The organism is Streptomyces sp. NPDC033131, from assembly GCF_055578365.1.
This window is the reverse complement of sequence record NZ_JBVIPA010000035.1, coordinates 95,358-108,141: the sequence shown is the minus strand read 5'-3', so window position 1 is coordinate 108,141 and position 12,784 is coordinate 95,358. Positions and strand designations below refer to the sequence as shown.

At 67.7% G+C, this 12,784-nt stretch carries 10 protein-coding genes and 2 pseudogenes; 7 read left to right on the top strand and 5 right to left on the bottom strand.

The window, feature by feature from the left end:
• Positions 1-232: 232 nt before the first annotated feature.
• A complete protein-coding gene (locus ACZ5XS_RS34255; protein ID WP_468657960.1) occupies positions 233-1,345 on the bottom strand; it encodes a glycosyltransferase in 1,113 nt (370 codons plus the stop codon).
• Positions 1,346-1,583: 238 nt separating this feature from the next.
• On the opposite strand from ACZ5XS_RS34255, the gene ACZ5XS_RS34250 reads away from it, so the two are divergent.
• Positions 1,584-2,135: a TetR/AcrR family transcriptional regulator gene (locus ACZ5XS_RS34250; RefSeq protein WP_468657958.1), complete on the top strand. Its 552-nt coding sequence runs from the start codon at positions 1,584-1,586 to the stop codon at positions 2,133-2,135.
• 505 nt (positions 2,136-2,640) lie between these two features.
• On the opposite strand, the gene ACZ5XS_RS34245 is transcribed toward ACZ5XS_RS34250, so the two are convergent.
• On the bottom strand, positions 2,641-3,054 hold the full coding sequence (locus tag ACZ5XS_RS34245; RefSeq protein WP_468657957.1) for a cupin domain-containing protein: 414 nt from the start codon (positions 3,052-3,054) through the stop codon (positions 2,641-2,643).
• 2,040 nt (positions 3,055-5,094) lie between these two features.
• On the opposite strand from ACZ5XS_RS34245, the gene ACZ5XS_RS34240 reads away from it, so the two are divergent.
• From ACZ5XS_RS34240 to ACZ5XS_RS34230, 3 genes are all read left to right on the top strand, one after another.
• The gene (locus tag ACZ5XS_RS34240) at positions 5,095-6,030 is read left to right on the top strand and encodes a dihydrofolate reductase family protein (RefSeq protein WP_468657955.1); all 936 of its coding nucleotides are present in this window, start codon (positions 5,095-5,097) and stop codon (positions 6,028-6,030) included.
• Between the two features lie 805 nt (positions 6,031-6,835).
• Complete coding sequence (locus ACZ5XS_RS34235; RefSeq protein ID WP_468657953.1) at positions 6,836-7,603, top strand: alpha/beta hydrolase family protein; 768 nt, start codon at positions 6,836-6,838, stop codon at positions 7,601-7,603.
• A gap of 341 nt (positions 7,604-7,944) precedes the next feature.
• Entirely contained in the window at positions 7,945-9,165 is a 1,221-nt protein-coding gene (locus tag ACZ5XS_RS34230; protein ID WP_468657951.1) for an alpha/beta hydrolase family protein, read from the top strand.
• Positions 9,166-9,475: 310 nt separating this feature from the next.
• Here ACZ5XS_RS34230 and ACZ5XS_RS34225 read toward each other — a convergent pair whose 3' ends face one another.
• The gene (locus ACZ5XS_RS34225; RefSeq protein WP_468657949.1) at positions 9,476-9,682 is read right to left on the bottom strand and encodes a hypothetical protein; all 207 of its coding nucleotides are present in this window, start codon (positions 9,680-9,682) and stop codon (positions 9,476-9,478) included.
• A 21-nt stretch (positions 9,683-9,703) separates the two neighbouring features.
• On the opposite strand from ACZ5XS_RS34225, the gene ACZ5XS_RS34220 reads away from it, so the two are divergent.
• Together ACZ5XS_RS34220 and ACZ5XS_RS34215 are read left to right on the top strand one after the other, a co-directional pair.
• Positions 9,704-10,045 (top strand): lamin tail domain-containing protein, encoded by a 342-nt coding sequence (locus ACZ5XS_RS34220; RefSeq protein WP_468657947.1) that lies wholly within the window; start codon positions 9,704-9,706, stop codon positions 10,043-10,045.
• Positions 10,046-10,441: 396 nt separating this feature from the next.
• Positions 10,442-10,942 (top strand): peptidylprolyl isomerase, encoded by a 501-nt coding sequence (locus ACZ5XS_RS34215; RefSeq protein WP_468657946.1) that lies wholly within the window; start codon positions 10,442-10,444, stop codon positions 10,940-10,942.
• Positions 10,943-11,071: 129 nt separating this feature from the next.
• On the opposite strand, the pseudogene ACZ5XS_RS34210 reads toward ACZ5XS_RS34215, so the two are convergent.
• Together ACZ5XS_RS34210 and ACZ5XS_RS34205 are read right to left on the bottom strand one after the other, a co-directional pair.
• Positions 11,072-11,464, bottom strand: a pseudogene (locus tag ACZ5XS_RS34210) (DDE-type integrase/transposase/recombinase); the annotation flags it as partial.
• Positions 11,465-11,796: 332 nt separating this feature from the next.
• On the bottom strand, positions 11,797-12,612 hold the full coding sequence (locus tag ACZ5XS_RS34205; RefSeq protein ID WP_468657944.1) for a hypothetical protein: 816 nt from the start codon (positions 12,610-12,612) through the stop codon (positions 11,797-11,799).
• On the opposite strand from ACZ5XS_RS34205, the pseudogene ACZ5XS_RS34200 reads away from it, so the two are divergent.
• A pseudogene (locus ACZ5XS_RS34200) lies at positions 12,597-12,782 on the top strand (hypothetical protein); the annotation flags it as partial. The gene ACZ5XS_RS34205 and the pseudogene ACZ5XS_RS34200 overlap by 16 nt on opposite strands.
• Positions 12,783-12,784: the final 2 nt, after the last annotated feature.

Below are 12,784 nucleotides of genomic sequence, written 5' to 3'. Positions count from 1 at the left end.
CCCAGCAGGCCACCGGCACCGGACCGGAACGTTCCGGCTTCGCCCACACCATCAGGCGACACCAGAACCGCTCATAGACTCACGAACCGCCCACTGAGAGATCCCCCCGTCCCCTATGCCACGGAACGAGTCCCATATGCCACGGAACGAGCTGCAAGTCGCGGCGTCACACGACCCATCGGACAGGGCCTAAGGGGGGCGAAGTCCAGGTCGAGAACGTCTCGCAGGCGGGTTACCCGAGGCGCTTCAACAGGAGCCCGAGAACATCATCGGCCGAGTTCATCCCGGCGATCTCCTCGGCCACCGTCGCGGCGCCGTCGGCCACCGCGTGGTCGGCGAGCACTCGCGCGACTGCGTCGGCGACCTGATCCGCGGTATCGATGACCACGGCCGCGCCCGCTTCGGCGGCGCGCGCGGCGTTGACGGGTTTGTCCAGGCCCATGGGGAACAGGACCATCGGCCGGGCAGCGCTCAACGCGGACAGCACACTGCCCGCTCCCGCAGAGGACACCACCACGTCCACCCCCTCCAGCAAGTACTTCATCGGAACGAAGCCCGCCAGGTGCACCCGCGTGGAGTCGACCGGCCGGTCCCCGAAGTCCGTTGCGGAGTGCGGAGCGACGAGAACGTTGACATCCAAGGCGGCCAGCGAGTCCAGTATTGCGGCGAGGGTGGCGGGATCCTCGACAACCGTGCCCAGAGTCACGAGGACCAACGGGCGGTCCTCGCGGTCGGCGAACTGCGGCCGGGACCAGGTGCTGTTCTCGTGGGAGTGCGGCTCGGGGCGGATGGCTATTCGCTCGGCGGGCAACGTGTAGCCGTCCCGGAGCAGGCTGTCGGGCCACGGGTCGACGTAGGCGACGGGCGCCGTGGGGGTCACCCCGTAGTGGGCGAAGCGAGCGACGGCAGCCTCGTCAAGCACGGCGGCCAGCCCGGCGTCGAGCGGCAGGGCCGCCCCATGCGCTGCCCAGGGAACGCCGAGCGAGGCGGCGGCAAGTGGGCCGAGGTAGTCGACCATGTCGGCGACGATGAGGTCGGGGGCGAAGGCGGTGGCGGCGGCCAGCGCGGACTCCGCACCGAGGCCCACTCGGGATTCGATGAAGAACTCGACCGGTCCGGCCGCCATGTCCTGCATAGCGTCTATCTCGGCGCGTCGGGTGACATCCTGCAGGGTCTCCGGGATGCTCGGGCCGGCGGGGAGTAAGAGCGTCGGAGCGGTCGAGGCGGCCATCGACGCATGGCTGAGCACGGCGACTTCGTGACCGGCACGGCGGGCAGCCGCAACAAGCGGCAGCACGGGCAGCAAGTGTCCGAAGGCGGGCGTGCTGGAGAACAGGATTCGCACGGAACTCCTCAACGTAATGTGGCGGCCACGTCATCGGCCGCTCGAAGGCGAGCGCAGAACGCCGGCCGGCGGGTGGGGCAGAACTACCGGTCCGCCCGGACCGGACGGACCACTCGTCCGCCCAGCCCACCGACCCAGGCTGCCGAAACTCGCACTCCGACAGGGTGTTGACCCAGCAACGTCGGTGAGCGGCTGGGGCGGTGACTACCCTAGCAATAAAAGTGAAGGATGATTCATTTTGCCGAAGGTTACAGCGGCTTACCTCGAGGCGCGGCGCCAGGAAATCCTCAAGGCCGCCCTCACGCTGTTCGCTGAGAAGGGCTTTGAGCACACCTCCATGGCGGACATCGCCGCCGCGTCCGGGATTTCCATCGGAGCGGTGTACCGATACTTCCCGAGCAAAGGTGACTTGGTCCTCGCTGTCTGCAGCGAAGGTGAAGGCGAACGGATCCCGGGCGACACCGCAACCGAGGCCGCCGAGCAACTCCGCCGCCACGTGGACCCGCAGCACAACGGGCGCACGCATGCCCGGCTGGTGGCTCAGATCTGGGGCAACGCCGCGATCGACCCTCTCCTCGCTTCGGTCGTCGCGCGACAGCACACCCGCGTACGCGACCAGCTCGCCGACCTGATCACGCAGAAGCAGGACGGAGACAGTGAGCACCGGACGCCGCCCGACGAAGCCGAAGTCATCCTCGCCGCCCTCATCGGATACGCCGCGCTTGTGGCCGTCGATGCGCACGTCGACCACGACGGATTCGGGCGTGTGCTGTCCCGGCTGCTCGACTGACGCCTCCTGACCACACCCTGCATGCGTCGACGTCGGCCCAGATCGCGGTCATGAGGCACGGGAGCTGGCCATCCGTAGGCTCGTCGTCCGAGCGCGCGCCACTGTGGCAGCGGCGTGTTGCCGACGCGTGGGGCTTAGAAGAGCTGGGCTGTCAACTCAGCATCAAGATCGCCCAGTATGTGCATGCGACCACGAAACGCCACTGGCGCCGACCGAAGCACGGCCGGCACCGATGGTGTGTGCACAGCATGGGTCCGGGGGACTTGGCCCATAACCCCAACCAGTTGTCCTGCGCCCCGACTTGGAAATTCAGGCGGACCCGTGTGCTGGCCGTGGGCGGTCCGAGCCCAGAGCATCGGACCGACGACGGTGGCCAGCGTCCTTTGCCCACGGCAGCCCGTTCCGGCGGGGCGGGCGAGGGACAGGCTTGGGGGAACAGAGTGGTTCTGCCCCAATGCCTGGCCTGAGCAATGACCTGAGCAATGAGCTGTACCGCGGTGCGGCGTCAGTCGAAGGTGAATCCGTACTTGTCGGCAACGGCGGCCATCGCCTTCACATCGACCTCGTTGAGCGGCGGGCCCACCTGTCCGCGCACGCCCGGAGTACCTATCTCCGTGAACATCGCGTCCATGCCGCCCGGGGCGTACAGGAAGTAGATGCGCGCGGGCTTGGTCCGGCTCAGGTTACTGAAGGAGTGCCGTACACCCTTGGGTACGTAGACCACACCGCCCGCCTCGACCTCGTACATGTCGTCCCCGGCGGTGATGACGAGTTCTCCGTCCATGACGATGAACGTCTCCGACTCGCCGTGATGCGTGTGCGGAGGGGGCCCGGCGTTCGCGGGCATGATCGCCTCCACCAGGGAGAGTTCACCATTGGTGTGCGTCGCCTTCAGCAGTGTGGTGTACGTGTCACCCACGAGGTAAACAGGCTCACCACCGTCCGGCGGAACATGCACGGGGGGAATGTGTAGGGACACGCGTGATCCTTTGACTCATGTGACGTTGAAACGGCGGGCACACCATGGGGTGCCGCCCACCGCAGTCGGAGTCTGGCAAGAGTGGCCACCCCGACACCACAACACGAGGTGCTCAATAGGTGCTCACTCGTGTCCATTCCTGTACGGCCAAGGTTTCAGCACAACTGCCACTTCATACCGCAAGCCTGGACGCAGGCTGATCCCAAGGGGCTTGTCGGCGCCCGTGCCGAGGCCGTCGGCTTGGCTCTTCGCCGAACTCGGCGAAGAGGCTGCCGCGTTGTCGGCGGCGGTTCAATCCTGATCCGGTTTGGGCGGTCGAGGGGCCTTGACCCCGAGTCTTGGCCATGGGATATGCGGCTGGAGGAGGGCTGGGCCCGTTCGCGTCCGTACGGCTGTGACCGGCTGGCCCTTCGTTCCTGCTCGCCTGCTGCCCTGGTGCCGTGCTGGCCTGCCGTGCTGCCCCGCCGTGCTGCCGTGCTGCCCTGCTGGTCCCTGGCAGCAGGTGGGGAAGGCAGGTAGTGGACCGGGTTCTGGCCTGGCGGCCCGGGGGTGGGTGCCGGTGTGAGGGGTGGTGGGCTGAACGGGTGGTGATGGCGGTTGTGCTGTGTCGAAAGTTTTGATCACGCGTTGGTCCGGGTGTGAATCCTCGCGTGGACGACGCTGTGCCGTACGCGGCACCCTTCGGGCTTTCCGGCTCCCGGCCCGAGCGGGACGACCTGAGCGTCGGCCGCAGGCGGGGGAGCGGGTGGAGCCGGGCCGTGATGGTCATCTACTCAGGGGCGCTGGTTGCGGCCGCTGTGGTGCTTGCCGTTACGGACCGGCTCCCTTGAGAGATCCAGAGACGGGTGGTCAGGGCAGGACGCCGGGCGGCCCGGGCCCGCCTGTGGCGGCAGCCGGGTCAGATACGGGTGTGTGCCTGCGTGAGCAGCTGGCCGAGGCGATCGCTTCCCTTCGCTGGCAGACCGCGGTGATGCTGTCGCACGCGCCCGGCCGTGTGAGTGGAGCGGGGGCCGTCGGGCCGGAGGGCGAGCCATCACCTGGCCGGCAGCAGTGCCGCTGAATTGCCGGATGGGCCTGCATGACCCGTGTCCCCGGCGTCAGCCAACTGCTCCCCAGTTACGCCCGTCCTGTTCGGCAAGGCGGACCTCGCGCACAGACCCGCACGTCCCATCCAGGTGGCAGCGGGGCGTTCGGCCCACCCAGACACCTTGTCTCACGGCGATGGCCGCCGCCGTCGCCGACCACGGCGGCGGCCATTGCCCTGGACGCTTCCCGACCGCGGGCTTTGCCCCTTCGCGGGCGCCGGTCAGTACATGGCATCTCCCGAGGCAGGTCGATGGCGTTGGGTCAGCCCACTGCCACCAGCGTCAGCACGGCCAATGCGGTGATCACCACCACGGGAACCACGACCATCCGCGCCCGCTCCACCCGGGCTTGCACGCTCTTGCACCTGGTTGTTGAGCGCTCACCGCGGCCCCGGGGTGGTGTCCGGGCGGGACGCATCCCGTCGGTGGAGCCGGGACCAAGGAGGATGCGGCACCATCCGCAGTCACTCTCATCGCTGCCCAGCCAGTACGCACCCGTCAGCCCGGCGTAAACAACCGGAGGCCCGCCCTCTTCCCACATCGTCATGGCAAGTCCAACGACAGTTCCAACGGTCAGCTACGTCCATGCGGTCCATCGTGACCGGACGGTTAATGATCGGCCGGCCTCGCCGTGGCCCAGCCGGATTCTGTTTGCCGCTGCTTCCACAGTCGCGCGACGACTTCCTGCGGCTCGGTTCCCGAGCAGGGGATCGACGGGCAGCACGAACCGGCCCGGCACAGGCTTGGGTTCGGCATCGGGAGGCAGTGTCGCTAGTGGCATGTAGCCCTGGCCTGCTGCGGCGCAAGGACCGGACCTGCTCGGTGGACGTCAGGCCGGTGCGGGGAATCGGGCAGCGAGCAGGGCCCGGTCATCGGTGGATGCCGCGTCGGGTTGGTGGTGCAGGAAGCGGTCACAGAGTTCGGTGATGCCCAGGACGGTGGTGGTGCGGGTGAGCGCGGTGAGACGTTCCAGGCCAACTTTGCGACGTTCGTCGTTGACTCTGAGCCGACGGTAGGTGACGCGGCACCGTGCATCGAAGTCGAGCGTTATGGGCGCTGTCCCGTTGCGAACCTGAACGCTCCGAGCGCCGAATCGGTCGCACGCTCGGTCTGCGGTCTGGTTCGCATCACGACGACGTTAAAGTTCGCATCACGACGGCGTCTAAGTAGGTGCGATCGGGGCGCCGATGAGAAATGGCGCCGGCAATCGTCTGAGTACGGTCCGGTGAACGCGGGGCGCGCATCAAGGGAGAGCAACGAGATGAGACCACTTCGATACTCTATCAACGTCACGCTCGACGGCTGCTGCCATCACGAGGCAGGGCTCCCCCCGGACGAGGAGTCGATGCGCTACTGGACCGCTGAGATGGAGCGAGCCGATGCCCTGCTATTCGGCCGGGTGACCTACGAGATGATGGAGTCGGCGTGGCGGAAGCCGGCCACGGGCACGTGGCCTGACTGGATGGTTGAGTGGCAGATCCCGTTCGCCGAGACCATCGACCGGGCGAAGAAGTACGTCGCGTCGAGCACGCTGAGCGGGGTCGATTGGAATGCCGACCTGGTGCAAGGCGACTTGGGGCAAGCGGTTCAGCGGCTCAAGCAGGAGTCAGGCGAGGGCCTGTGGGTGGGTGGCGTGACGCTCCCCCTGGCGTTGGCAGATCTGGGACTGATCGACGAGTACGAGTTCCTTGTTCAGCCGGTCCTTGCCGGACACGGGCCAACGTTGCTCGCCGGTCTGCGTGAGCGCATCCAGCTCGAGCTCGTGGGCCGCCAAGAGTTCCGGTCGGGGGCGGTAGCCCAGCGATACCGGCCCACGAGAGTTACGGCTTGATGCGATTTGTTCTGGCGCGTTGGCCGCTCCCTCGCGACGGAACGACGGCTCGGGGGCACTAGATCTACAGGTCTTGATTTTTCCTCCTGTGACGGTCGGTAGGACCTGGGAGCACTCTCCGTCGCGGATCATGGCCCAGAGCAGGGCCTCCTTGTGTGGCGGTCGAGCCGTCGCGGGGCTCCGGGCGGCCAAATTGTGCAAGCCATCGAACGGCGACAAGCTCACAGCCATACCCAGAACCCCTGGGTCCGCCGAACTGACGAATGACCAGGTCTGACCCACGCTTGGAAGGTAGGACCATCTCGAGTTCCGCGCCGCCGGCCGCAAGGGACAGCATGCGTTGAACCGCCACACTTGTTTGCCGTCGTCGCCGGGGGTGCGCAGGACGGGCATGTCGTTGAGCGGGTCGATGCAGAACGCCTTCCGGGACCGGCCAGTCCTTCGCCGACCCACCCGAGATCGAACAGACCACCGCCTCGCAACGTCCCAGCTCAACGCCCGAGCCGGCCTTGGATATGGGGAACACCAGCACCACCAACTCGCCTCGTGCGAGCCGATATATGTACGTCGTTTGGGGAATCCAGCATTAGCCAGGGCCTGTCCGGAGTTGTGATCACCTGGCGGGAAAAGGGTTGGAGGAATGATGATCGTTCTGGCAGCTTCCAGTTGACCGTGACACTGTCCGAGGAGGTGAGACCCATGAACGCTGTATCCATGTGGGTGCTCCCCCTTGCCGTCACGGCTGGCGATTGACATAGGTGTCGCTGGGAGCGTCTCGAAACGGCACTCCCGAAAGGCAACACCTGTGCACTCTCTGCAGTTCACCGCCGTGTCGTCTTTGAACGGCATGCTCGAACGCGTCTTCACCGTGGGCCAAATCCCCGGCGTCCTCTGGTCGCCGGCCTCCAATGCGGCCGGTCGCGCGCCCCTGATCCTGATGGCCCATGGCGGCGGCAATCACAAAAAGCACCCGGCGATGTCCGGCCGTGCCCAGCGCCTCGTGACCGGCTGCGGCTTCCACGTCGCTGTTATCGACGCTCCCGGTCACGGCGACCGGCCGCGCACGACGCACGACGAGGCGGAGATCGCCGAGCTATTCCGGGCGAGGGCGGCGGGCGAGCCGGAAGGCCCGATCGTCGTGCGCTACAACGACCACCTGGCGCAACTCGCCGTACCCGAGTACCAGGCGACCCTGAATGCCCTCCAGGAACTCCCGGAGATCGGCACCGACGGGCTGGTCGGCTTCTGGGGCATCAACATGGGCACCGCGATCGGCGTACCGTTCGTGGCGATCGAGCCCAGGATCACCGCCGCGGTCTTCGGTCAGCACTGGCCCGATGTCCTGGCCGAGAAGGCGAAGCAGATCACCATTCCGATCGAGTTCGACCTGCAGTGGGACGACGAGTACATCTCGCGCGAGGAGGGTCTCGCGCTGTTCGACGCCTTCGCGTCGAAGGATAAGTCGTTGCACGTGAACTCGGGCAAACACAAGGAGCTGCCTCGGTTCGAGGTCGACAGCGCGGTCCGGTTCTTCGCCCGGCACTTCGGCGGAGCGGTCACCTCACTGGTCTGAGGTGAGCCGTTGCGGCGTCCGGCCTGCCAGCCGGGCGCCGCGGCCGCGGGCCCGGGTTGCGGCGTAGCCGACCCGGTCAGGGGTGGCGAAGGCGGGTGATCCGCTGCTCGTGCAGCCGGTGGTCTTGTCTCTGCTGTGGTGCGGTGAGCCGGCCACTGACCTGGCACCGGGAGGACGGCCGCAGACCGCATCGGCCCCGGGATGTAAACCCGTGGGCTGATGCCCGCGCGAGTATCAATCGGTGGGCCGATGCCACACAGGAAGGGCACTGACAGCGTTCCTCTGTGCCCACGGACTGGCCGTCCCGGCACGATTGACGATCCGTGACCACGGGAGGAACCATGACCACCACGCCGTTCATCAGCCGGAAGGGCATGACGCGCCGCCGCATGCTGGGAGCCGCGCTGGCCGCCGGGACCGCGGTGCCACTTGGCGCCATGGCCAGACCCGCGTGGGCGGACCCGGGCTCGCCCGTCCCCGCCCCGACGCGGCTCACGCTGCCCGGGCCCACCGGGCCGCACCCGGTGGGCACGGTGCAACTGCACCTCGTCGACCGGTCACGCCCGGACAACATCGCAGGCCCCGGACACTTCCGCGAGCTGATGGCTACCATCTGGTACCCCGCCCGGGACGTCGAGCGGTACCCAGTGGCGCCCTGGATGCCGGCCGGCGCCCTTCAGGCGTTCCTCGCTGACGCGGGGTTCAGCGCTCTGCAGCCCCTGGCGCCGTTCACGGTCGGCCACGTGGGTGCTCCGGTGCGGCGGTCGGGCCGCCGGCTGCCCGTCGTCGTGTTTTCGCACGGTGCGCACAGCCACCAGGGCGACCACACCATGATGGTCCAAGAGCTCGCCAGCCACGGGTACGTGGCTGTGACGGTGGCTCACCAGTACGACACGTACACCGAGTTCCCCGACGGCCGGGTCGCCGTCCCGCTCTACGACCGGAAGGCGCCGACGCTGCCTGGGGACTTCGCCGCGGACCTGCGCTTCGTTCTTGACGGCGTCGAGCAGCTCGCCGCCGGATGCAATCCGGACGCCGACAAGCGGGAGCTGCCGGCCGGGCTGCTCGGCTCCCTCGACCCGCGGCGCATGGGTGCGTTCGGCTGGTCGAAGGGCGGGACGGCCACCGCATGCGCCATGCTCGCGGACGAGCGCATCCGGGCCGGGCTGAGCCTCGACGGCCCGATGCAGATGAATCCGCCGCTGGCAGGCGACCTGGACCGGCCTTTCATGATGATGTCGGCCGAGTTCACCCGGGCCACGGATCCCGAGGCCGCCGCGTTCTGGTCGCACCTGCGGGGCTGGCGGCTGAACATCCAGGCCGAGGGCGCCGTCCACATCTCGTACGGCGACAATGAGGCGCTGTTCCCACAGGTGGCGAAGCTGTTTGAATGGAGCGGGCAGCAGCTCCAGGACGTGATCGGCACCCTCGACCCTGACCAGGCGGTGAAGATCCAGCAGGCGTACCCGCTCGCGTTCTTCGACGAGCACCTGCGCCACCGTCGGGGGCACCTGCTCGACGGGCCGTCCCCAGCCTTCCCGGCAGTGACGTTCCTCCCATGAGGTCCCGGGACCACAGCGCCGCTGTCCGCGGCAGGCGCATGAGGGAGCAGGACGACTGGGCCGAGTCCTACCCGAACCGCTTCGCGTTCAGCGCGCCGTAGGACGGCCTGAACATCCCTGTGCCCGGGATTCGGTGACCGGCATCGTCCTGGCGGAGTTCCGGGCAGCTGTCCAGCGCAGCCGATAGCCGTGGGGGTGCCGCAGGAGGTGCGGAGTGCTGCGACCCCGTGGCTTCAGGGTCTGGCTTTGAAGCGGCTGAACAGGTCCGGGACGAGCTTGAGGAGAAGCTCCTTGGCGTCCTCGGGCCGGTTCAGCTCGTGTGGCCGAAGCGGAAGAACTCGTACCCCCTGAGTTTGAAATCCCGGTCGGCGGCGACCATCTCCGCGCACGCGGCCGCCGCTCTGGTCTCGGTGGCGGCGCTGCCGACGTTCGCGTCCAGCCACGCCTGCCCGCACCACACCAGGGTGGAGATCTCGGCCGTCCAGTACGACTCCCCGGGACGCGACGACCGCTCCAACCGTTCGCTGAACAGGGAGTGGTGGAACTCACCAACACCACCCGCCGGGCGGTCGACCTCGACGGCTGGACCCTCCAGGACGCCTCCGGCCGCACCTACACCTTCGACCACTGCCGCTTGGCGGGCCGGGCCACGATCCGTATCCACACCGGTGAGGGCCGCGACACCCGAACTGGCCTCTACCAGGAGCGCCGCCACTACGTGTGGGACAACGACTCCGACACCGCCACCCTCCGCAAGACCACGGCCGCTTCTCGACGACGAGTCATGGGACCGCGACCGTCACCACGACCGCGGCGACACCCGCCGCTGACACCACCACCCACCGGGAGCAGTCGGCTGACCATCCCCCCCTCCACGTGAAAAGGCGGCGCGCCCGCCCCACAACGGCCCGGCGAGCCGCCGGCGTGAGGCATGACGCTCCACGGGGGCCGAAGGGTCGGAAGGGGCCGAAGGGGCCGGCGCCCTGCGGTCAACTCGCCCACGCCCAGCCATGGCATGGCCAGGTGTCGCTTCCGGCTTCCGAACGACGGCACCTCTTTGACGCCGACCTCCGTGCGGGATGACGACACGGCCGGAGCTGTCCCGGGCGGCGTCCACACCGGCGTTGACCATCCGTTCGGGCCGTACCAGCGTGACCCCTCAAGCCTTTCCCGCTGCTGCCCCGCCCGGTCGGTGCGGGAGGCGATGGTGGTGCCGGAGGTGACGGAGCCGAGGCCGAATACCGCGGGTCTCCAACCATGGTGGAGAATCGCTGCCATGAGTGAGAACGTCTACTTCCAAGTTTCCGCGAACGGTGAAGACCTCGGCCGCATCGTCTTCCGACTGTTCGACGACGTCGTGCCGAAGACCGCCCGCAACTTCCGTGAGCTGGCCACCGGCCAGAACGGGTTCGGCTACAAGGGTGCGCCCTTCCACCGGGTCATCACCGATTTCATGCTGCAGGGCGGCGACTTCACCAACGGCAACGGCACGGGCGGCAAGAGCATCTACGGTGAGAAGTTCGCCGACGAGAACTTCCAGCTCAAGCACGACCGGCCGTTCCTGCTGAGCATGGCCAACGCGGGGCCGAACTCCAACGGCTCGCAGTTCTTCATCACCACCGTGGTGACCCCGTGGCTCGACGGCAAGCACGTCGTCTTCGGCGAGGTCGTCGAGGGCGCGGACATCGTCAAGACGATCGAGGCGCTCGGCAGCTCCTCAGGTGCCACCGCAAAGAAGGTCGTCATTGAGGAGAGTGGCGTCGTCCCCACCGTCTGATCACCGTTCGTTTGGGGCGCCTGTCCAGCGCCCCAAACGGCGTTGTCATGTTGTTGGGCCTGACTGCCTGACTGCCTGACTGCCTGACGGCGCCTCGGGGCAGGGTGGGCTTGGGAGCCGGGTCTGTGCTCAGGCCACGGTGGCAAGGCCGGCGAAGCCGGCGATCTGCTCCCAGATGGCGAAGCGGACGGTCATCTCGGCTCGAGTCGTGGGCGGGCATCAGATGGCGGCGGGGCCGGAGAGTGGGTCGAGATACCGCTGAACGCGGACAGGGACCGCTGGGCCCCGCCCACGGAGCGGAAGCCCTTCATCGCCCGTTCACGCTGCCGGTCGGCTGGTGGCTGTTCTCGGCTCCGGTTGTTCAGGTACTTCGACTTGCGGTGCTCGACGCAGGGCATGACCTCGCTGTGGGCAGCGCCGTAGGAGCGGAGCTTGTCTGTGACGACCACCCCCGGCACCGCATCCGGTCCTCTTCATCAGCCTGCGGAAGAAACGCCTGGCCGCGGCCTTGTCCCGCCGGCTCTAGGTCTCGACGGACGTCGTGCGGATGTACTCGGATTCCGCGTCGGAGAGCAGCGGACGGATCTTCGACCAGGCACCGTCGGCACCGACGAGGGACTGCTGGTCATGGTCGAGCCCTCGGTGAACGTTCAGCTCGTGCCGTCCGTCGCCAAGGGGCTGGACACCCCTGTCCGGCCCGTGCGCCGAAACCTGACCGGCCCGGCCCCGGACGCCCGCTCGGCGCCATCCACTACGACGTGGGCAAAACCGTCCAACGCCCAGAGAGTCTGATCGAACGTGACTGAGCCAGACCCTGACGAGGGTCGTGGGAGGCCTCGAGTTTCACCCGGTGGTCAGGTCGCGGTGGGGATGTAGGGCGCTGCTGCGACCTGAGCCATCGTCCGAAGTTTCGTGAAGTAGGAGGCGCAGTACTCCTCGTTGATCAGGGGCACGATCTTGTCGAGGTCGGTGATGCAGCCCCAGAGGTAAGCGATGCCACTGTCGTCGAGTCCGCCGTTCAGCTCTCTCTGTACGAGGCCGGCGACGTCGGCGTCCAGGAGGACCAGATCTACGCCGTCGAAGTCCACGCCACGGAAGCCGTCGGGGAACAGTGCGCGCAGGTGGTCCTCCCACAGCCGGGCGAGTCCGTCTTCGGGTCGTGCTCCGCCCACGTCGGGCGCTGCCGTCCCTGCCGCGGACGGTGGGCGAAGGAGCAGGGAGACGGCATCGAAGACTGCACGCACCATTGTGACGGCCCGGATCGGGTGGAGGGCGGCACTTGACTCGGCGCCCTGCGTGAGTTTGTCGCGGAGCAGTCGGCTGCGGTCGAGTTCGGCGGCGAGTCCGGCCGTGATGAGCCCTGCATCGGTGGCCCGGTCGATCAGGTCATGGAGTGGTTCGTTCGTGGCGAGACGCTCGGCAAGGACGTGCTCCAGGGCGAACAGGGAGTGCGTGACGGCGACGGTGGCGAACTCGTACCGGTAGTAGGAGTGCCGGATGAGCTCGCGTGAGGTTTCCATCGCGCTCATGACGTACATCGACGCAGCGCCGGGCAGAACCAGGTCGGCAACCAGAGCCTGCATGTCCGCATAGTCGAGAACGAGGTCGCGGGCGCGCGGGTCCCGTACCGGCAGGAGGAGCGGGTCGGCCGGCGGTGGCAGGGTGTTCACCGGTGCAGTCTGTCGTCGGAAGGCAGTCGGTGCCATCGGATTTGCTCGGGGCGGTTGGTGACCCGCTGCCGCATGTCGCCACTGCCCGGTCCGACCTGGTAGAACAAGCTGATCAGCCGTTTACGAACCTGGAGGACATCGCCCGCCGCACTCGACTGCCCGCGCGGCTGAT